This window comes from Bradyrhizobium sp. LjRoot220 (assembly GCF_964252915.1).
GTDB lineage: Bacteria > Pseudomonadota > Alphaproteobacteria > Rhizobiales > Xanthobacteraceae > Bradyrhizobium.
Map to the genome: position 1 here is coordinate 143370 of NZ_CAXUPS020000001.1, position 20614 is coordinate 163983.

Genomic DNA, 20614 nt, shown 5'->3' on the forward strand with positions numbered 1-20614 from the left:
CATTTGTATTTTTATGTTATATGTTGGAGGAAAGAACAAACGGGAGGTCGGCCATGTACACGCAGGCGCTCAACACGTCCGACGGCGATAACAGCCACATCGAGGACGCCGCGCGCTCCGCCCAGTTCCAGGCCCGCATCGATGCCGACGAGCGCATTGAGCCCAACGACTGGATGCCGGCAGCCTACCGCAAGACGCTGACGCGGCAGATTTCCCAGCACGCCCATTCCGAAATCGTCGGCATGCTCCCTGAGGGCAACTGGATCACCCGCGCGCCGTCGCTGCGCCGCAAGGCGGCGCTGCTGGCGAAGGTGCAGGACGAATGCGGCCACGGGCTTTATCTCTATGCCGCGGCCGAAACGCTCGGCACCTCGCGCGAAGAGCTGGTCGATTTGATGCTGGCGGGGAAAGCAAAATACTCCTCGATCTTCAACTATCCGACACTGACCTGGGCCGACATCGGCGCGATCGGCTGGCTGGTCGATGGCGCGGCGATCATGAACCAGATTCCGCTGTGCCGCTGTTCCTATGGCCCGTACGCGCGCGCGATGATCCGCGTCTGCAAGGAGGAATCCTTCCATCAGCGCCAGGGTTTTGAGATCATGGTGACGTTGTCGAGGGGCTCTGAAGAGCAGAAGGCGATGGCGCAGAGCGCGCTCGATCGCTGGTGGTGGCCGGTGCTGATGATGTTCGGCCCGCCCGACAAGGCGAGCCAGCACTCGGACACCTCGACCAAATGGAAGATCAAGCGTTTTTCCAATGACGAACTGCGCCAGAAATTCGTCGATGCCACGGTGCCGCAGGCGCAGTTCCTGGGCCTCACCATTCCTGATCCCGGCATGAAACAAAATGCCAACGGCAACTGGGAATACAGCCCGATCGACTGGGAAGAGTTCAATCAGGTGCTGGCCGGCAACGGCCCCTGCAATCGCGACCGGCTGGCGGCGCGGCGCAAGGCGCATGACGACGGCGCCTGGGTGCGCGAGGCGGCGCTGGCCTATGCCGAAAAGCGCAAGCAGCGCCAGCACGCGCAAGCGGCGGAATAGGGAGATCACCATGGCCACACCGAACATGCCGCTCTGGGAAGTCTTCATCCGCAGCCGCAACGGGCTTGCGCACAAGCATGTCGGCTCGCTGCACGCCGCCGACACCACGCTGGCGCTGCAGGCCGCGCGCGACATCTACACCCGCCGCGGCGAGGGCCTCTCGATCTGGGTGGTGCCGTCGAACGCGATCACGGCGTCCGATCCGTCCGAAAAGGGCATGATGTTCGAGCCCGCGGAATCGAAGATTTACCGGCACCCGACGTTTTACGACGTGCCCGATGAAGTCGGGCATATGTGATTTTCGTTCCTCATGGTGAGGAGGCGCGCAGCGCCGTCTCGAACCATGAGGCTTAGGCGAAAAATGCAGACCTCATCCTGAGGAGCTTGCGAAGCAAGCGTCTCGAAGGATGGCGGCAAGGGATGAATTCGCGGCCCATCCTTCGAGACGCGCGCAACGGCGCGCTCCTCAGGATGAGGTCGGAGCAAGTTAGCAAGGGACGTTCAATGGCTGTCGCCTCCATCTCCGTCTCCGAAACCCCGCTGGTGCTCTACACCCTGCGGCGCGCCGACGATGCGCTGATCCTCGGGCATCGGCTGTCGGAATGGTGCGGTCATGCGCCGATGCTGGAAGAGGACATGGCGCTCGCCAATATGGGCCTCGACCTGCTCGGCCAGGCCCGCGAGCTTTATTCCTACGCCGCCAAGGTCGAAGGCCGGGGCAACGACGAGGACAAGTTCGCCTATCTGCGCGACGTCAGGCAGTACCGCAATCTGTTGCTGCTGGAACAGCCAAACGGCGATTTCGCGCGCACCATGGTGCGGCAGTTCTTCTACGCGGCCTTCGCCGATCTCTATTGGCGCGCGATGATGCAATCGACCGATCCGACGCTGGCTGCGATCGCGGCGAAATCGGAGAAGGAAAGCGCTTATCACATCAGGCATTCATCGGAATGGATGGTGCGGCTCGGCGACGGCACCGAGGAAAGCCACCGCCGCGCGCAGGCTGCGATTGACGACCTCTGGGCCTATACCGGCGAGATGTTTCACCTCGACGACAGCGAGCGCGGCCTGATCGATGCGGGCATTGCGATCGATCCCGCCAAACTGCACGCGCCATGGCTCAAGACAGTGTCCGGCGTCGTCAACGAGGCGACACTGGCGTTGCCGAAGAATAACTGGATGCAGCGGGGTGGACGCGACGGCCGGCACAGCGAGCATCTCGGCCATCTCCTCAGCGAATTGCAGTCGATGCCGCGCACGTTTCCGGGGGCGACATGGTGAAGGTCATGCTCAGCGATGCCGATCTGCGCCGGCGCGCCTGGAGTGCGGCCGCGCAAGTGGTCGACCCCGAGATTCCGGTGCTGACGATCGCCGATCTCGGCGTGCTGCGTGACGTCGCGGTCAGCGACGGCCATGTCGAAATCGCGATCACGCCGACCTATTCCGGCTGCCCCGCGATGAACGTGATCGCGCTCGAAATCGAACTGGCGCTGGAGCGCGCCGGCATCGCACGGCCCAAAATCCGCACCGTGCTGTCGCCGGCCTGGACCACTGACTGGATGAGCGAGGACGGCCGCCGCAAGCTCAGGGAATACGGCATCGCGCCGCCGCAGGCTTCAAGCTCGCGCCGTGCGTTGTTCGGCGAACAGCAGGTGGCCTGTCCGCAATGCGGCTCCGGGAATACCGAAGTGTTGTCCGAATTCGGTTCGACCTCCTGCAAGGCGCTGTGGCGCTGCAAGAGCTGCCGCGAGCCGTTCGACTATTTCAAGTGTCATTGATCATGTCCCTCACACCCCGCTTCCATCGTCTCGCCGTCAGCGACTTGCGCCGCGAAGCGCCGGACGCGGTGTCGCTGACTTTTGCGATCCCCGCAGAGTTGACGAACGATTACAGTTTTTCGCCCGGCCAATACCTGACCCTGCGCACCACCATGGATGGCGAGGAAGTGCGCCGGTCCTATTCGATCTGCTCCGGCCCCGATGACGGCGAATTGCGGATTGCCGTGAAAAAAGTCGATGGCGGCGCGTTTTCGAATTGGGTTGAGGATGAACTCAAAGCCGGCGACGAACTCGACGTGATGACGCCGACCGGCCGCTTCGGCGTCGCGCATGCGCCTGACGAGGCGCGGGTCTATGCCGGCTTTGCCGCGGGTTCTGGCATCACGCCGATCCTGTCGATTGTGAAGGGCGTGCTAACGCGCGAGCCGAACAGCCGCTTCTTCCTGTTCTATGGCAACCGCTCGACATCGAGCATGATGTTCCTCGAGGCGCTGGAAGAATTGAAGGACCGTTTCCTGCAGCGCTTCTCGCTGTTCCACGTCATCTCCGGCGAGGAGCAGGATATTCCGATCCTGCACGGCCGGCTCGACGGCGATAAAGTGCGCGTGCTGCTGCGCTCGCTGGTGCCGGCGGCCAGCATCGATCACGTCTTCATCTGCGGCCCCCTGGGCATGAGCGAGGACATCGAAACGACCTGCCGCGAGATCGGCATCGCCGAGGATCGGATCCATGTCGAGCGCTTCGTCTCGGAATTCGGCGGCAAGCCGCGCGCCAGGAAGGTCGTCGAGGCATCGGCGCCGCCGAAAGCGATGGCGTCGCTTGTCATCGACGGCAAGCGCCGCGAGGTGCCGGTGGCCGAGGATGAATCGATTCTCGACGCCGCCCTGCGTGCCGGCATGGACCTGCCATTCGCCTGCAAGGGCGGCATGTGCTCGACTTGCCGCGCCAAGCTGGTCGAGGGCGATGCGCAGATGGAGGTGAACTATTCGCTGGAGCCGTGGGAGCTGAAGGCTGGATTCATCCTCACCTGCCAGGCCCGGCCGGTGTCGGACAGGGTCGTGGTGGATTACGATCATGTTTGATTTGTCATTCCGGGGCGGCGCGAAGCGACGAGCCCGGAATCCATTAGGCGGCAGGTTACGTAGATGAATGGATTCCGGGCCTGCGCCTCAGGTCCGCAATTGCGGACCGAAGGCGCATCCCGGAATGACGGAGGGAGCGTTTGACACCTCTTCGCCCAAGACTGACTGAATTCGAAAGAGGCCGGTTGCAACAGGCCCGACGACAGGGAGACCGCAGTGAACGCCAATGCCACGCTTTCGCCCGACGACCTCGCGCGCGCCTGTGCGGACGCGATGTGGAAGGAGGACGACGCCAGCAAGGGGCTCGGCATGACGATCGTCGAGATCGGGCCGGGCCGGGCGACGCTGTCGATGACGGTCAGGCCGGAGATGGTGAACGGCCAGCGCATCGCCCATGGCGGCTTCATCTTTACGCTGGCGGATTCCACTTTTGCTTTTGCCTGCAACACGCACAACGAACGCGCGGTCGCGGCACAGTGCCATGTCACCTTCATCCGGCCCGGCAAGCTCGGCGACGTGCTGGTGGCGAGCGCGCGGGAAATTTCGCGCAACGGCAGGTCGGGGATCTACGATGTGCAGGTCACCGCCGGTGATGCTGTCATCGCGGAGTTTCGCGGGCATTCCCGCACCATTGGCGGCGCGTGGCTGCCTAATACGACGGTCAAATAAACAAAGTGACCTTTGAGGAAACGCACGATGGCTTCGAGCAAGCTTCAATCCAATGCGGGCGGGTACCGCGCCGAAATGGACGCAGCGGAGCGCGCCTCCCGCGACGAGATCGTGGCGTTGCAGACCAAGCGGCTCGCCTGGTCGCTGGCGCATGCCTACGACAACGTCGCCCATTACAAGAAGGCGTTTGACAAGGCCGGCGTGCACCCCGGCGATTTCAAGCAGCTTTCCGATCTCGCCAGATTTCCGTTCACGGTGAAAACCGACCTGCGCGACAATTACCCGTTCAACATGTTCGCGGTGCCGCGCGAGAAAATGGTGCGCGTCCATGCGTCTTCAGGCACGACCGGCAAGCCGATCGTGGTCGGCTACACCCAGGCCGATATCGATGTCTGGGCTGATGTGATGGCGCGCTCGATCCGCGCCGCCGGCGGCCGCACCGGCATGATCATGCACAACGCCTATGGCTATGGCCTGTTCACCGGCGGGCTTGGCGCGCATTACGGCGCCGAAAAGCTCGGCTGCACGGTGGTGCCGGTGTCCGGCGGCATGACCGAACGGCAGGTGCAGCTGATCAACGATTTCAAACCCGACATCATCACGGTGACGCCGAGCTACATGCTGGCGATATCGGACGAATTCAGGAAGCAGGGGCTGGACCCGCGAAAATCCTCGCTGAAGTTCGGCATCTTCGGCGCCGAACCCTGGACCAACGCGATGCGTGCCGAGATCGAGCAGACCTTCGACATGGACGCGACCGACATTTACGGCCTGTCCGAAGTGATCGGCCCCGGCGTCGCGCAGGAATGCGTGGAGACCAAGGACGGCCTGCATATCTGGGAGGACCATTTTTATCCCGAAGTGATCGATCCCGAGACCGGCGCGGTGCTGCCGGATGGCGGAAAGGGCGAACTGGTGTTCACCTCGCTGACCAAAGAGGCGTTTCCGATCATCCGCTACCGCACCCGCGACCTGACGCGGCTGCTGCCGGGCACCGCGCGGCCGGGCATGCGGCGGATGGAGAAAGTTACCGGACGTTCCGACGACATGATCATCCTGCGCGGGGTCAACGTATTCCCGACCCAGATCGAGGAGGCGCTGCTGGCGACCGACTGGTGCGGCGGCCACTTCATCATCGAACTGACGCGCGATGGCCGCATGGACGAAATGACCGTGCTGGCGGAAGCCCGCCCCGAGCATTGGGACGGCAGCGGCCTGACCGCGCATACGGAAAAAGTCGCAACCTTCATCAAGAACACCATAGGCATCACCGCCCGCATCAAGGCCGTGGCTCCCGAGACGCTGGAACGTTCGCTCGGCAAGGCGAAACGTGTTTACGACAAGCGCCCGAAAGGGTAACTGCTGACTCGCGCGGCGCGAACTCGCGCGAGATCAGGATTTTAATTGATGCCGGTTGCCGGAAAGCCAGATAGCGAGCACGTTTCGATCAACGCCCGCTGCGTTCGCCTTCAGGCGAAGGTCGCCGATGCCACCTCGCTCGCACCTGTGATCGAAACCCATGCACTATCCCGCGCCGCGAACGAACTGCTGATCGAGGTCAAGGCTGCCGCCGTCAATCCGTCTGACGTCAAGGCCGCCACCGGCCTGATGCCCTACGCGGTGTTTCCACGCACGCCGGGCCGCGACTATGCCGGCATTGTCATCGACGGCCCGGCGGGGTCCATCGGACGCGAAGTGTTCGGCTCGTCCGGCGACCTCGGCATCCGCCGCGACGGCAGCCATGCCACGCATCTCGTGGTCGAAGCCGATGCGGTCGTTGAGAAACCCAAAGGCATTTCATGGGAGGAGGCCGCCGGCATCGGCGTTCCCTTCGTGACGGCGATGGAAGGCCTGCGCCGCGCCGGAATTCCAACAGCCGGCGACACCGTGCTGGTCATGGGCGTCAACGGCAAGGTCGGGCAGGCGGCGGTGCAGATCGCGAGCTGGCACGGCGCGCGGGTGATCGGCGTGGTGCGCCGGAGCGAGCCCTATGAGGGCCACAGCCATTCGAAGGTCGAGGTGATCGATGCGTCGGTGACCGACGTCGCGGCACGCGTGCGCGAACTCACGGACGGCAAGGGCGCCGACATCGTCTTCAACACCGTCGGCGATCCCTATTTCCAGGCGGCGCATCAATCGCTGGCGCTGCGCGGACGCCAGATCCTGATCGCGGCGGTCGACCGCATCGTGCAGTTCGACATCCTGGCGTTCTATCGCGGCCAGCACACGTATGTCGGCATCGATACGCTCGGCTTGTCGTCGATCGCAACCGGCGCGGTGCTCAGGGAAATCGGCCCCGGCTTTGCCAGCGGTCACCTGAAGCCGTTCCCGATCAAAGAGAGTGCGATCTATCCGCTGGAACAGGCCAAAGCCGCCTTGACAGCGGTGGCCGGTTCGTCGCGCGACCGCGTGATCCTGCGGCCGGCGTAAGTCCTCCCCGACAGAACTTTTTCCTCGTTGCAGCGGGAACGAAACCCTTCGCATTCCGGTTGGAGTCGGTTGCTTTATTCTCTCGTCGTCGCGCTGCGCGAAAGCTTCATTCTTTGTTCGCCGCTGCCGTGGACGCCCCCATGCATGCGCCGCTATAGCAGGGTGAAATCCGTAGCATATTTATGCTGTCGCGGCTGATATCGCCGAACGCTTGAGGAAAATGCCGTGCAGGGCGCTGCGAACATTATTGTCTTGAGTGGACTTTTGATCGGCCTCGTCTACGGCGCGGTCGGCCTGTTGAGCGGGTTTTGCATGCTCTCGAGCCTGCGCGGCTGGTGGGCGGAAGGCGACGGCCGCCTGGTCCGCACCTATGCGCTGGCGATCGGCGTGGCGGTGGCGTCGACGCAATTGCTGGCGGCGGCGGGCCTCGTCGACCTCGGCAAGTCGATCTATCTGCAACCGTCATTCTCGGTGCCGCTGATGTTTTTTGGCGGGCTGTTGTTCGGCTACGGCATGGTGCTGTCGAACGGCTGCGGCTCGCGCGCGCTGGTGCTGCTCGGGCGCGGCAATCTGCGTTCCTTCGTGGTGGTGATCGTGCTCGGCATTTTTGCGATGATGACGCTGAAGGGCCTGATTGCGCCGGCGCGCATCGCCATGGTGCAGGCCTCGCAGACCACGACTTCGGTGAATTCGGTGCCGGCGCTGTTGTCGGCGTTCGGCCTCAGTGAAATCACGGCGCGCATGCTGGCGGCGTCCGCCGTCAGCGCCGCGCTGATCATCTTCGCCTTTGCGTATGCGCCGTTCCGCAAATCATCAGGCCAGGTCGCCGCCGGTGTTGTGATCGGTCTTCTGGTCGCGGGCGGCTGGTTCGCCAGCGGCTATCTCGGCGCCGACGATTTCAATCCGGCGCCGGTGGTGTCGCTCACCTTCGTCGCGCCGATCGGCGATGCCTTGCAATATGTCATGCTGTCGACGGGCTCGACGCTGAATTTCGGCATCGCCACTGTCGGCGGCGTGCTCGCCGGCAGCCTCATCACCGCGCTGGCGACCGGGCGTTTTCACCTCGAGGGCTTTCAATCGCCCCGTCACATGCTGCGCTCGGCCGGCGGCGCGGCGCTGATGGGCGCCGGCGGCGTGATGGCATTCGGTTGCTCGATCGGGCAGGGCCTGACGGGATTTTCGACGCTGGCGCTGGCTTCGTTGATTGCGGTCGCCAGCATCATGGCCGGCACCGCCATCGGTCTGCGCGGCGCGCTCCGCGTTCGTCCGCTCGCGACGGCCTAATACTTTACTTCTCCCTCGCCCCGCGCTTGCGGGGAGAGGGTCGGGGTGAGGGGCTCTATCCGCGCGATTGGTGCAAGTTGATCGACCTGTACCCCCTCACCCGGATCGCAAGGGCGATCCGACCTCTCCCCGCAAGCGGGGCGAGGTAAGCAAATCACTCCGCAGCCTTGGTCACGATGCGCACCTCCGACGTCAGCGTCCGGTGCACCGGGCACTTGTCGGCGATCTCCATCAGCCGCTTGCGCTGGTCGGCATCGAGCGCGCCCTCGATCGAGATCAGCCGGTCGATCTGGTCGAGCATGCCGACGCGGGTCTCGCATTCGACGCAATCTTCCGCATGGATCTTGCTGTGCTTCAGCGTCACCGTGACGCGATCCAGCGGCAGCGATTTGCGGTCGGCATACATCCGCATCGTCATTGAGGTGCAGGCGCCCAAACCTGCCAGCACGAAATCATATGGTCCTGGCCCGGAGTCCTGGCCGCCGGCGGCAACGGGTTCATCGGCCAGCATCTGATGCGCGCCGGTGGTGACGGTCTGCTGGAATTTGCCGGCGCGGGTCTCGCGCACCACGACGTTTCGCGGCACGAGTTCGGCGGTCGGTGCCGCCTGAAGCGGCTCGACATAGCGTTCGGCCCAGGCGGCAATGACGTCGGCTACGTAAGTGGAATCGCGCTTGCTGCTGAGCAGATGATCGGCGCCCGCCAGCGACACGAAGCTCTTGGGATGTTTTGCCGCTATAAAAATGTTCGTGGCGTTGTCGATTCCGACGGTGTCGTCGGTCGGCGAGTGCATGATCAGCAGCGCCTTGTGCAGCTTGGCGACATGCGCCATCAGGCCGTGTCCGGCGATGTCGTCGAGGAATTCGCGCTTGATATGGAACGGCCGGCCGGCGAGCTGAACCTCGACCTTGCCTTGCGCGCGGATATCCTCGATGCGATCCTTGAAGAAATGCGTGACGTGGCCGGGATCGGAGGGCGCGGCGATGGTCACGACCGCTTTGGCATCCGGGATTTGGCTGGCGGCGGCAAGGATTGCAGCACCACCGAGGCTATGGCCGATCAGGATCGTGGGCGCTGTTCGGGTTTCGCGCAAATGATCGGCGGCGTGGACGAGATCGGCGACATTCGATGTAAAGGTGGAATTTGCGAAATCGCCTTCACTCGAACCTAGCCCGGTGAAGTCGAACCGCAGCACCGCGATGCCTCGCGCCGTCAGCGCGGTCGCGATGCGTTTGGCCGCCAGCACGTCCTTGCCGCAGGTAAAGCAGTGCGCAAACAGCGCATAGGCCTGGATCGCGCCATCGGGCTTGTCCAGCGCCGCGGCAAGCTGATGGCCGCCTTCGCCGGTGAATTGAAAGCGTTCGGTCGGCACGGGCGTTCTCCCTATCGTGACTCGTTAGTCGCTATCATAGCGTTGTTCGGCCCAGGGGTCGCCGCGGTTGTGGTAGCCGCGGACTTCCCAATAGCCCGGCGCATCCTTGTCGAGGAATTCGATGCTCTGCAGCCATTTGGCGCTCTTCCAGAAATACAGATGCGGCACCACCAGCCGCACCGGGCCGCCATGGTCCTGCTCCAACGGCTTACCGGACCAGCTATGGGCGAGCAGGGCGTCGCCAGCGGCGAAATCTTCCAACGCAAGATTGGTGGTGTAGCCGTCGTGCGAATGCAGCACCACGAACCGCGCCGCGTCGCGCGGACGGCAGGCCATCAGGAGGTCGCGGGTCGCAAGCCCCTCCCATTGATTGTCGTAGCGCGACCAGGTGGTGACGCAGTGAATGTCGGAGACGAACTGCGTCTGCGGCTGCGCGGTGAATTGCGCAAAATTCCAGTAGATCGGATTTTCGACCGCGCCATAGACGTCGAGCCGCCAGCGCTCGCGCGAAATGTTCGGCGTCAGCCCGAGGTCGAGCACCGGCCAGTCGCGCGTCAGATGCTGGCCCGGCGGCAGCCGCTGATCCTCGGGACGAGCAACTTTGCCGGTGAGGAATTTGCCCTCGCGCGCCCAGCGCTCCTTGCTGCGCGTCAGCTTGCTCTCCGGCGGCGGCTCCTGGTCGTCGCTCATGTCAGGACCTCATTCGTGACGATGTATCCAACGATTTGAGGTGACGGAATGCGTTACTTCGGCGCGCGCGGCTCGATCGGCGTGCTGCCGCGTACACCCAGAATATCTTCCAGCGCCTTGGCGCCGGCAAGAAGTTTGGCTTCACCGCGCGGCGGGGCCACCATTTGCAGTCCGACCGGCAGGCCCGACGCCGTAAAGCCGCACGGCAGCGACAGCGCCGGGCAGCACACCAGCGTGATCGCGTAGACGATGCCGAGCCATTCGACATAATTGTCGAACTGTTTGCCGGCGCATTCGGCGACATAGCGGTTCTCGATCGGGAACGGCGCCACGATCGTCGCGGGCGCCAGCAAGAGGTCGTACTTATCGAAGAATTCCAGCGTGCGCTGGGTCATGGCGACGCGCTGCGCTTCGGCGCGTTCGATCTGCTCAACCGTCAGCTTGAGGCCTTCCTCGATATTCCAGATCACTTCGGGCTTGAGCTGGTCGCGCTGGGTGCGCAGCAGCTGCGCCTTGCTCAGCGCGAAGTCGAACGCGCGCAGCACGTGGAAACATTCGTGGGCTTCGCGCAAATCCGGGTGGGCTTCCTCGACGATGACACCCAGCTCGGCGAAACGCTGCGCAGCCTTGCGGGTGATGGCGGCGACCTCGGGATCGACAGGCGTGATGCCGAGGTCGGGTGAATAGGCGATGCGCTTCGGCTTGGCTCCTGCGCGCACGGCGGACAGGAACGAATTCGGCAGCACGGGCAGCGACAGGGGATCGCCGGGATGCTCGCCGCTCATGGCATCGAGCAGCAGTGCGACGTCCTCGACGTTGCGCGCCATCGGGCCCTGGACGCCGAGGTTGCGGTCGACCGCGGCCACCAGCGAATGTGCGACGCGGCCGATGCTTGGCCTTAAGCCGACGACGCCGCAGAAGCTCGCGGGATTGCGTAAGCTACCGCCCATGTCGGAGCCGTGGGCGAGCCAGGCGGTGCCGGTGGCAAGCGCTGCCGCCGCTCCGCCCGAGGAGCCGGCGGCGGAGCGCGAGGTGTCCCAGGGATTGCGCGTCGGTCCGAACACTTCGTTGAAGGTGTTGGCGCCGGCGCCGAATTCCGGCGTGTTAGACTTGGCGTAGATCACGCCGCCATTGTTTTCGAGATGCTCGACCAGAATGTCCGATTTCGCCGGAATGTTGTTCCTGTAGATCGGCGAACCCTGCGTGGTCAGCACGCCCTCGACGGCGGTGAGGTCCTTGATCGGGATCGGCAGGCCCGCGAGCAGGCCGCGCTCGCCGACCGGCTTCTTCATCAGCGCCCTGGCGCGGTCGCGGGCACGGTCGAAACACAGCGTCGGCAGCGCGTTGACGGGGCCATCAACTTCGGCGATACGCTTTTCCAGCACGTCGAGCAGATCCAGCGGGGTGACGTCGCCCGCCCTCAATTTGTCGACGATGGCACACGCCGTCTCTCGCACCAGCCCCTGATCAGCCACTTTGCTCTCCGTGGTTTCTTGCTCGTGAATGGTGCTGTAGAACATTTCTTGGCAAAGTGGAAACGCGTCCACGTCGTGGCTGCACTGGAGATTTGGAATGCCGGAATTGTTCTCTACGCTGGATTGGCGCGCGATGAGCCAGCAGGACCGCGACCGCGGCCTAAATAACGGCGTCGCGGTGCCCGGGAGCATGGCGATGGTTGCCGGCTGGGAACAACGCTCCGGCGAGATGCGCAAGCGTCACCCCGGCCAGCTCGACCTCCGCTACGGCCCGCGCGAACGCAACCGGATCGATTTTTTGAAAGCCGCCGACAAGGCGCCGACGCTGCTGTTCATCCACGGCGGCTATTGGCAGGCCCGCGCCAAGGAAGTGTTCACCGTGTTCGCGGAGGGACCGATGGCGCATGCCATCAATGTGGCGCTGATCGGCTATACGCTGGCACCTGATGCGACGCTCGACGAGATCGTCGCCGAAATCCATTCCGGCATCGATTTTCTCGCCGGGCAATTGCCCGCGCTGGGCGCGGCCGGCGATGACATCGTGGTATCCGGCTGGTCCGCCGGCGGCCATCTTACTTCGATGGCGCTGTCGCATCCGAAGGTGCGGGCGGGGATGGCGATCTCAGGCATCTACGATCTCGAGCCTGTCAGGCACAGCTATCTCAACGAGAAACTGCAAGCCGATGAAGCTGTCTCGCTCCGCAACTCGCCGGTGAAGCAGCCGGGCGGTCCGCTCAAACCGCTGTCGCTGGTGGTCGGCAGCGCCGAGCTGCCGCTGCTGCGCAAGCAGACCGCCGACTTCGCTGCCCACCGCGCCAGATACGGATTGCCGGTGACCTATGAAGAGATTCCCGGCGCCGATCATTTTTCAATCATGCACGAGATGATGGCGCCGAAGGGAAGGATCACGACGCTGATCCGGCAGTTGTTTGAGCGGACAGCGGGCTGACGTCATCCCCGCGCAACGGCTTTGCCGTTGTCGCTGGAGGTGCGAGCCTCTTCGGCGAGCCTCGAAGGATGACCGCAACAGGTGCCGCTGCCCATCCTTCGAGGCGCGCAAGAGCGCGCACCTCAGGATGACGTCGGAGTTTGCGGTGGCGCTCTTGTGTTGATCGCGCCTACCCCCACCCCGCACTGATCCCACCATCCACCGTATAAATCACGCCCGACGTATACCCTGAACGATCCGACGCCAGGAACGCCATCAGGTCGCCGATTTCGCGCGCATGGGCGGGGCGGCCGAGCGGCAGGCCTTTCTGGAATTCCTTGTAGCGGTTCTCGTCGCCGAACTGGCTTTTGGCGCGCGTCTTGAGCAGCGTGACGTGGCGGTCGGTACCGACAGGGCCGGGATTGATGCCGACCACCCGGATATTATCGGCGAGGCTTTTGCCGCCGAGCGCGCGGGTAAACGCCATCAGCGCGGCGTTGCCGGCGCTGCCGCAGATATAATTGGCGTCGAATTTTTCACCGGCGGCACCGATATCGTTGACGATGACGCCGTGGCCGCGGGCCTTCATCTGCGCGTAGACCGCGCGGGTGAGGTTGATGTAGCCGAACACTTTCAGTTCCCAGGCGTGACGCCAAGTCGCCTCGTCGATCTTGTCGATCGAGCCGCCCGGGATATCGCCGGCATTGTTGACGAGGATGTCGATGTCGGAGGCATCGTTTGCCAGCTTTGCCAAATCCTCCGGTTTGCGCAGGTCGACGACGTGCGTCGTGGCGTCGATCTGGTGCGCCGAGCGCAGCCGGTCGGCGAGCGCCTTCAATTGCTCGCCGTTGCGGGCGGCGAGGCGGATGTCGCAGCCTTCCTCGGCGAAGGCTTCGGCCGCGGCGGCGCCAATGCCTTTGGAGGCGCCGGTGATCAGGACGCGCTTGCCGCGCAAATGCAGATCCATGGGAGTTCTCGCTTCAGGAGGAGATATCGGGTGGATGTGTCCGGCGAAATTGGTAGGCGGTCGGCCCGTCGGCGGTCAACATTGCAGTGCAGCGTTGCACCAGAATGCAGTTTGGTCCATTGCAAGGAAATGCCATAAGCCGTGTTCCCGGCAAGCTACCAGTCACCCAAGGAATCCCAAAGAATGAGCAAAAAAACCTATCGCATCGCGGTCATTCCCGGCGACGGCATCGGCAAGGAAGTGGTCCCGGAGGGGCTGCGCGTGCTGGAGGCGGCCGCGAAGAAGCACGGCGTCGCCGTGCATTTCGATCATTTCGATTTCGCGTCCTGGGATTATTACGAACAGCACGGCGAGATGATGCCGGAGGACTGGAAGGCCAAAATTGGCAAGCATGACGCGATCTATTTCGGCGCGGTCGGCTGGCCCGCGAAAATCCCCGATCACATTTCGTTGTGGGGCTCGCTGATCAAATTCCGCCGGGAGTTCGACCAGTACGTCAATTTGCGTCCGGTGCGGCTGATGCCCGGCGTGCCGTCACCGCTCGCGGGCCGCAAGCCCGGCGATATCGATTTTTGGGTGGTGCGCGAAAACACCGAGGGCGAGTATTCCTCCGTCGGCGGGCGGATGTTCCCGGACACCGACCGTGAATTCGTCACCCAGCAGACCGTGATGACGCGCGTCGGCGTCGATCGTATCCTCAAATTCGCATTCGATCTCGCGGCGTCACGCCCGAAGCAGCATCTGACTTCGGCAACCAAGTCCAACGGCATCTCGATCACGATGCCCTATTGGGACGAGCGCGTGGAGGCGATGGCGAAGAACTATCCCAAGGTGAAGTGGGACAAGTACCACATCGACATCCTCACCGCGAATTTCGTGCTGCATCCGGACTGGTTCGATGTCGTGGTCGGCTCCAATTTGTTCGGCGATATCCTGTCCGATCTCGGTCCGGCCTGCACCGGCACCATCGGCATCGCGCCATCAGGCAACATCAATCCTCCGGGGCTTTTCCCATCGGTGTTCGAGCCGGTGCACGGCTCGGCGCCTGATATCGCGGGGCAGGGCATCGCCAACCCGATCGGCATGATCTGGTCGGGCGCGATGATGCTGGAGCATCTCGGCGAGAAGGAAGCGGCGGCCTCGATCGTCGGCGCCATCGAGCGCACGCTCGGCGAACGCACGCTGCGCACCAGGGATCTCGGCGGTAATGCGGATACGACCGCGTGCGGCAAGGCGGTGGCGGAGATGGTGGAGTAGAGCGGCGAGACCACAAGCTCTATCGTCGTCCCGGCCTTGAGCCGGGACCCATACGCCGCGGCGGTTGTGATGGTAGCAGGTGTCGGCCACCTTGCTTTAGCCGATAGCACAACGCGGTATGGGTCCCGGCTCAAGGCCGGGACGACAGAAATTCCCTACTTCCCCTTCGCGATCCGGCGGCAGTGCTCCAACGCCGCGCCGATCAGATTTTCGCTCGCCTCGGGCGTACGGAACGCGGAATGCGCCGACAGCGTGACATTGGGCAGTTTTGTCAGCGGATGATCCGCCGGCAGCGGCTCGATGTTGAAGACGTCGAGGCCGGCGTGGCGGATCTGGCCCGATTTCAGCGCCTCGATCATCGCGTCCTCGTCGACGATCGCGGCGCGCGCGGTGTTGACGAGGATGACGCCGGGCTTCATCGCCTCGATGCAGGCGGCCGAAACCAGCCCGCGGGTTTCGTCGTTGAGCAGCAAATGGATCGAGACCACGTCGCTTTCGGTCAGCAGCTCATCGAGCTCGACAAACTCGACCTTCGGATGCTTCTTGGTCGACCGGTTCCAGGCGATCACGCGCATGCCGCTGCCGAGCGCGATGCGCGCGACTTCCGCGGCGATGCCGCCGAAGCCGATCAGGCCGAGCGTCTTGCCGGTCAGCTGCATGGCGTCGTCGCGCAGCCAGTTGCCGGCGCGGATCCCGCGGTCCATGCGGGCAAGGCCGCGCGCGCCTTCCCACATCAGCGCGATGGCGCATTCGGCCACCGCTGTATCACCATAGCCCTTGATCAGGTGCACCTCGATGCCGAGTTCGCCGAGTTCTTCCGGGTTCATGTAGCTGCGCGCGCCGGTGCCGAGAAACACCACGTGCTTCAGCCCGGTGCATTTTTCCGCAATGTCCGTCGGCAGCGCGGTGTGATCGACAATCGCGATCTCGGCGCCGTCGAGGATCTCTGGATATTGATCCGAGGTGATATCGGGATCCCGGTGGATGCGAACCGTGGGATCCCCGGGCTTTTGCAGCCGCTCGAAGATCACGGCCAGCGATTCATTGGCATCGACAAAAACACCGCGCATGGCAGCCCCCTCCGGTTTTGATTTATTTATGACGCCACGCCGGCGAGCGCCAGCACGGTATGCATCAGGACGTTGGCGCCCGCGGTGCAGTCGGCCTGCGTAGCGTCTTCCAGCTCGTTGTGGCTGATGCCGTCCTTGCACGGCACGAACACCATCGCGGCCGGCATCACGGTGTTGAGGTTGCAGGCGTCGTGGCCGGCGCCGGACGTGATGCGGCGATGCGAATAGCCCAGCGCCGTGGCGGCATTCTCGACGGCGTCGACCAGCTTCGGGTCGAAATGCGTCGGCGGCTTGCGCCAGACCAGATTGATCTTGACGTCGACCTTGCGACGGGTGGCGATCTCCGCGATCGCGGCGCGCAAATCCTTGTCCAGCGCGTCCATGATGGCGGCGTCCGCGCTGCGGCAATCCATCGTGAAGGCGATTTCGCCGGGAATGACGTTGCGCGAGGGATTGGCGATCACGGCCTCGCCGATGGTCCCGACCGCCTTCGGGCCGTGCTTCCTGGCGGTTGCTTCCATCGCCAGCACGATTTCGGACAGGGTGGCCAACGCATCGCGGCGCAGCGGCATCGGCGTCGAGCCGGCATGGCTTTCAAAACCGGTGATCTTGCCGTCGTACCACAGCACGCCTTGGCCGGAATCGACGACGCCAATGGTCTTGTTCTCGGCTTCGAGGATCGGGCCTTGCTCGATATGCAGTTCGACGAAGCTGGAGAATTTTTGGCGGCCGACCGGGCTCTCGCCGCGATAGCCGATGCTGTCGAGCGCCTCTGCCACGGTGACGCCTTCGGCATCCCTGCGCGACAAAATGTCGTCGGTGGTGAAATCGCCGACATAGGCGGCTGACGCCATCATCGCCGGCGCGAAGCGCGAGCCTTCCTCATTGGTCCAGTTGCAGATGCAGATCGGCGTTTCGGTTTCGATCCCGGCATCGTTCAAGGTGCGAACCATTTCGAGGGCAGCAAGTGTGCCGAGTACGCCGTCGAACTTGCCGCCGGTCGGCTGGGTGTCGAGGTGGGAACCGACGCCGATCGGCGCCTTTGACATGTCGCGCCCCTTGCGCAGGCCGAACATCGAGCCGAGCGCGTCGACGTGAACCTCGAGACTGGCGGCCTCGCAGGCTTTCCGGAACCAGTCGCGCACCTGCTTGTCCTCAGGCCCCAGCGTCAGACGCCGGACGCCGCCTTTTGGCGTCGCGCCGAATTTCGCGGTTTCATGAATGGTATCCCACAGCCGGGCGGAATCGATTTGCAGATTAGATGCGATTTTGGTCATTCAGCCATTCCGGTCTTGATTGATGCTCACCCGATCCGCTTCAATGACGCGCCTGCAGCGGCGCGTCAACAACGACGCCGCCTTGCGCCAGCGAGGCCGCCAGTTCAGCGACGCGTTCGATCGCAACGGTGTCGGGGGAGGTCAGCCAGCTCGCCGAAAACGTCAACAGCGGCAACTGCAGGTTGGTCGACAACAATTGCAGCTTTCCATCGGCCATTTCGCTTTCGACAATCGCGGTCGGAATCACGGCTATGCCGAGGCCTTCGATCGCCATATGTTTGACGGTACCGAGCGAGGCGCTGGCGTGCAGGCGCATCGGCGGCAAATCGGGCCGGTTGAACAGCGAGCGGACGATTTCGTACGGCGGCGTCTTGCGTGGAAAGGTGATGATGGGAAATTTGGCGAGGTCGTGCACCGTCAACCGCTCCTTGCCCAACCCAAGCGAAGGGCTCGCCAGAAATCCGACCGAATAGTCGCACAGCACCCGGTTGCTGATGGTCGGCCCCGTCACCGGCCCGAGCAGGAACGCAAGCTCGATCTCCTGCGCCAGCAGCCGGTTGCGCAAATTCGAGGTGATATCGACCTCGATCTCGAGCGAGAGGTTGGGGTAGGTATGATTGACGCTCTTGATCAGTTTCGTCAGGAAGGTGTGGACGATGGTTTCGGCCACGCCGAGCCGCAGCACGCCGCGCATCGCCGAGTGGTCGCCGACCACGGCGAGCATTTCCGAGCGCAGCCCGATCAGTTTTTCCGCATACACCATCATTTGCCGCCCGCTCGGCGTCGGCAGCACCATGCGGCGGTCGCGCTGCAACAGCTTCACCCCGACCTCGCGTTCGAGTTGGGCGATCCGCTGCGAGATCGCCGGCTGGGTGGTGTTGAGCTTGTGGGCGGCGCCACGGAAGCTGCCGAGCGTCACCACCCACATGAAGGTCTCAATTGCCTTGAAATCAGCCATGCACCCTCTGTCCGCAGGACGATAAATCAGTTTTATCGATCTTGATCAAAAATGACGATTAGACATTATCATAGCCTTATGTCCGAGTAGATGTCGACCTGATTGGAGCTGTTGCAACGATGACCAGCTTGGCAAAGACGGACCGACCCGATCCCGATACGGCGAATTTATCGCCCAGCGTCGCCGCCCGGCACGCCTGCCGCGCCGGCATGGCCACCACCACGGCCGGCGTCGCCAACGGCTTCGTCCAGGGCAATCTGGTGATCCTGCCGGAAAAGCTCGCGGCGGCGTTTCACCGGTTCTGCCAGCTCAATCCCAAACCGTGCCCGATCATCGGCATGTCCGATGTCGGCGATTTCAGAATACCCTCGCTCGGCCTCGACCTCGACATCCGCACCGACCTGCCGCGCTACCGCGTCTGGCGCGATGGCGAGGTGGTGGAGGAGCCGACCGACATCATGGCGCGTTGGCGCGACGACCTGGTCGCGTTCGTGATCGGGTGCTCGTACTCGTTCGAGGAAGCGTTGCTGGCGGACGGCCTGCCGATCCGCCACATCGAGCGCAAGCTGCGCGTGCCGATGTACCGCACCAACATCGCCTGCGGCGCGGCGGGCCCGTTCGCCGGTCCGATGGTGGTGTCGATGCGGCCGTTCAAGCCGGCGGATGCGATCCGCGCGGTGCAGATCACTTCGCGCTTTCCTTCCGTGCACGGCGCGCCGGTTCATCTCGGCCATCCGCACGCGATCGGGATTGCCGATATCGACAAGCCCGATTACGGCGACGCGGTGCCGGTCGGGGACGACGAGATTCCGGTGTTCTGGGCCTGCGGTGTGACGCCGCAATCGGTGATCGCGGCGGCCAAGCTGCCGTTTGCGATCACGCATGCGCCCGGACTGATGCTGGTGACCGATCTGCAGAACAAGTCGCTTGCCGTGCTTTGATGCAATCGCTGCCGTTCATTGAGGCTTTACCGTAACCGTCAATCGCTTCATCGATAACCGCCGTTCAAAGGGGAATTTTGTCATGACGATCACTCGCCGCAATGTATTGCTTGGAGCCACCGCCGCTGCTGCGCTCGCGCCGATCGCAAGCCGCGCGCAAACGCCTGAAGTGGTGATCGGCGTCACTTATCCGATGTCGGGCTCCAGCGCGCAGATCGGCGTCGATGCGCAGCACGCCTATGCGACCGCAACCGATATCATCAACAACAAACATGATTTCGATCTGCCGCTGGCCAAGGATGCCGGATTGCCGGGCCTCGGCGGTGCCAAGATTCGTCTCGTGTTCGCCGACCATCAGGGCGATCCCCAGAAGGGCCGTGCCGAAGCCGAACGCCTGATCATGCAGGAGAAAGTCTGCGCCATCATCGGCAGCTACCAGAGCTCGGTGGCGGTCACCATCAGCCAGACCTGCGAGCGCTATCAGGTCCCGTTCGTGTCGGCCGACAATTCGTCGCCGAGCCTGCATACCCGCGGCCTGAAATTCTTCTTCCGCGCCGCGCCGCACGACGAAATGTTCACCAAGGCGATGTTCGACTTCTACGAGGCCTTGAAGAAGAAGGGCACCAGGATCGAGACGCTGGCGCTGTTCCACGAGGACACCATCTTCGGAACCGACTCCGCGAACGCGCAGCTCAAGCTTGCCAATGCGCTCGGCTACAAGGTCGTCGCCGACATCAAGTACCGTTCCAATTCGCCCTCGCTGTCGGCAGAGGTGCAGCAGCTCAAGTCGGCGAATGCCGACGTGCTGATGCCCTCGAGCTACACCACCGACGGCATCATGCTGGTCAAGACCATGGCCGAACTCGGCTACAAGCCGAAGGCCATCGTGGCGCAGGCCGCGGGCTTTTCCGAGAAGGCGCTGTACGACGCGGTCGGCGACAAGCTCGAAGGCGTCATCACCCGCGGCAGTTTTTCGCTCGATCTCGCCGCCAAGCGGCCGATGGTCGGCAAGATCAACGACATGTTCAAGGCGAAGTCGGGCAAGGACCTCAACGACAACACGTCGCGCGAGTTCATGGGCCTGATCGTGCTGGCGGACGCCATCAACCGCGCCAAGGCGACCGACGGCGAGAAGATCCGTGCGGCGCTGGCCGCGACCGAAATCCCGGGCGAGCAGACCATCATGCCGTGGAAGCGCGTCAAGTTCGACGAGATGGGCCAGAACAACGACGCCGACCCGGTGCTGCTGCAATATATCGGCGGCAAGTTCGTCACCATCTCGCCGCCGCAAGGCGCGGTCGCCGAGGCCGTCTGGCCGATGAAGTAAGTCGTCGTTTCCGAAAGTGTATCACAAGCGCCGCGTCGTCCCTGCGAATGCAGGGACCCATAC

The 20614-nt window shown here is 63.5% G+C and carries 20 protein-coding genes; 13 read left to right on the forward strand and 7 right to left on the reverse strand.

The features are described from left to right. The first annotated feature begins 53 nt into the window (after nt 1-53). The 9 genes from paaA to ACSQ84_RS00680 all read left to right on the forward strand — a co-directional run bounded on the left by paaA (nt 54) and on the right by ACSQ84_RS00680 (nt 8289). Nucleotides 54-1046: a 1,2-phenylacetyl-CoA epoxidase subunit PaaA gene (paaA, locus tag ACSQ84_RS00640; protein ID WP_436209717.1), complete on the forward strand. Its 993-nt coding sequence runs from the start codon at nt 54-56 to the stop codon at nt 1044-1046. A 10-nt stretch (nt 1047-1056) separates the two neighbouring features. Beyond that, nucleotides 1057-1344, forward strand: coding sequence for a 1,2-phenylacetyl-CoA epoxidase subunit PaaB (paaB, locus tag ACSQ84_RS00645; RefSeq protein ID WP_192737264.1), 288 nt, complete (start codon nt 1057-1059; stop codon nt 1342-1344). A 206-nt stretch (nt 1345-1550) separates the two neighbouring features. Then, on the forward strand, nt 1551-2327 hold the full coding sequence (paaC, locus tag ACSQ84_RS00650) for a 1,2-phenylacetyl-CoA epoxidase subunit PaaC (RefSeq protein WP_436209718.1): 777 nt from the start codon (nt 1551-1553) through the stop codon (nt 2325-2327). After that, complete coding sequence (gene paaD, locus ACSQ84_RS00655; RefSeq protein WP_436209719.1) at nt 2321-2824, forward strand: 1,2-phenylacetyl-CoA epoxidase subunit PaaD; 504 nt, start codon at nt 2321-2323, stop codon at nt 2822-2824. Before paaC ends, paaD begins: the two co-directional genes overlap by 7 nt. 2 nt (nt 2825-2826) lie before the next feature. After that, the gene (gene paaE, locus ACSQ84_RS00660) at nt 2827-3906 is read left to right on the forward strand and encodes a 1,2-phenylacetyl-CoA epoxidase subunit PaaE (protein ID WP_436209720.1); all 1080 of its coding nucleotides are present in this window, start codon (nt 2827-2829) and stop codon (nt 3904-3906) included. A 216-nt stretch (nt 3907-4122) separates the two neighbouring features. Then, complete coding sequence (gene paaI / locus ACSQ84_RS00665) at nt 4123-4575, forward strand: hydroxyphenylacetyl-CoA thioesterase PaaI (protein WP_436209721.1); 453 nt, start codon at nt 4123-4125, stop codon at nt 4573-4575. 27 nt (nt 4576-4602) lie between these two features. After that, complete coding sequence (gene paaK / locus ACSQ84_RS00670; protein ID WP_436209722.1) at nt 4603-5934, forward strand: phenylacetate--CoA ligase PaaK; 1332 nt, start codon at nt 4603-4605, stop codon at nt 5932-5934. 48 nt (nt 5935-5982) lie between these two features. Then, nucleotides 5983-7005 carry a quinone oxidoreductase family protein gene (locus ACSQ84_RS00675; protein ID WP_436209723.1) on the forward strand — a complete coding sequence of 341 codons (1023 nt, stop codon included), beginning with the start codon at nt 5983-5985 and terminating at the stop codon, nt 7003-7005. 225 nt (nt 7006-7230) lie between these two features. Further along, nucleotides 7231-8289 carry a YeeE/YedE family protein gene (locus ACSQ84_RS00680; protein ID WP_436209724.1) on the forward strand — a complete coding sequence of 353 codons (1059 nt, stop codon included), beginning with the start codon at nt 7231-7233 and terminating at the stop codon, nt 8287-8289. Between the two features lie 154 nt (nt 8290-8443). On the opposite strand, the gene ACSQ84_RS00685 is transcribed toward ACSQ84_RS00680, so the two are convergent. The 3 genes from ACSQ84_RS00685 to ACSQ84_RS00695 are packed head-to-tail and all read right to left on the reverse strand — an operon-like array spanning nt 8444 to nt 11871. Beyond that, nucleotides 8444-9661 (reverse strand): bifunctional alpha/beta hydrolase/OsmC family protein, encoded by a 1218-nt coding sequence (locus ACSQ84_RS00685; protein WP_436209725.1) that lies wholly within the window; start codon nt 9659-9661, stop codon nt 8444-8446. A 24-nt stretch (nt 9662-9685) separates the two neighbouring features. After that, nucleotides 9686-10351 carry a sulfite oxidase-like oxidoreductase gene (locus ACSQ84_RS00690; protein WP_436209726.1) on the reverse strand — a complete coding sequence of 222 codons (666 nt, stop codon included), beginning with the start codon at nt 10349-10351 and terminating at the stop codon, nt 9686-9688. 53 nt (nt 10352-10404) lie between these two features. Next, a complete protein-coding gene (locus ACSQ84_RS00695) occupies nt 10405-11871 on the reverse strand; it encodes an amidase (protein WP_436209727.1) in 1467 nt (488 codons plus the stop codon). A gap of 52 nt (nt 11872-11923) precedes the next feature. Between ACSQ84_RS00695 and ACSQ84_RS00700 the strand changes: the two genes are divergently transcribed. Further along, entirely contained in the window at nt 11924-12775 is an 852-nt protein-coding gene (locus tag ACSQ84_RS00700; RefSeq protein ID WP_436209728.1) for an alpha/beta hydrolase, read from the forward strand. 169 nt (nt 12776-12944) lie between these two features. Here ACSQ84_RS00700 and ACSQ84_RS00705 read toward each other — a convergent pair whose 3' ends face one another. Then, a complete protein-coding gene (locus ACSQ84_RS00705) occupies nt 12945-13721 on the reverse strand; it encodes an SDR family oxidoreductase (RefSeq protein ID WP_436209729.1) in 777 nt (258 codons plus the stop codon). A gap of 183 nt (nt 13722-13904) precedes the next feature. Here ACSQ84_RS00705 and ACSQ84_RS00710 point away from each other — a divergent pair, with 183 nt between their 5' ends. Beyond that, on the forward strand, nt 13905-14978 hold the full coding sequence (locus ACSQ84_RS00710; RefSeq protein ID WP_436209730.1) for a tartrate dehydrogenase: 1074 nt from the start codon (nt 13905-13907) through the stop codon (nt 14976-14978). Nucleotides 14979-15133: 155 nt separating this feature from the next. On the opposite strand, the gene ACSQ84_RS00715 is transcribed toward ACSQ84_RS00710, so the two are convergent. The 3 genes from ACSQ84_RS00715 to ACSQ84_RS00725 are packed head-to-tail and all read right to left on the reverse strand — an operon-like array spanning nt 15134 to nt 18283. Beyond that, nucleotides 15134-16048 carry an NAD(P)-dependent oxidoreductase gene (locus ACSQ84_RS00715; RefSeq protein ID WP_436209731.1) on the reverse strand — a complete coding sequence of 305 codons (915 nt, stop codon included), beginning with the start codon at nt 16046-16048 and terminating at the stop codon, nt 15134-15136. Nucleotides 16049-16074: 26 nt separating this feature from the next. After that, the gene (locus tag ACSQ84_RS00720; RefSeq protein WP_436209732.1) at nt 16075-17325 is read right to left on the reverse strand and encodes a Zn-dependent hydrolase; all 1251 of its coding nucleotides are present in this window, start codon (nt 17323-17325) and stop codon (nt 16075-16077) included. A 40-nt stretch (nt 17326-17365) separates the two neighbouring features. Beyond that, nucleotides 17366-18283: a LysR family transcriptional regulator gene (locus ACSQ84_RS00725; RefSeq protein ID WP_436209733.1), complete on the reverse strand. Its 918-nt coding sequence runs from the start codon at nt 18281-18283 to the stop codon at nt 17366-17368. Nucleotides 18284-18402: 119 nt separating this feature from the next. Here ACSQ84_RS00725 and ACSQ84_RS00730 point away from each other — a divergent pair, with 119 nt between their 5' ends. Together ACSQ84_RS00730 and ACSQ84_RS00735 are read left to right on the forward strand one after the other, a co-directional pair. Then, on the forward strand, nt 18403-19224 hold the full coding sequence (locus ACSQ84_RS00730; protein WP_436209734.1) for a putative hydro-lyase: 822 nt from the start codon (nt 18403-18405) through the stop codon (nt 19222-19224). 82 nt (nt 19225-19306) lie between these two features. Continuing rightward, entirely contained in the window at nt 19307-20551 is a 1245-nt protein-coding gene (locus ACSQ84_RS00735; RefSeq protein ID WP_436209735.1) for an ABC transporter substrate-binding protein, read from the forward strand. The last annotated feature ends 63 nt before the right edge of the window (nt 20552-20614 follow it).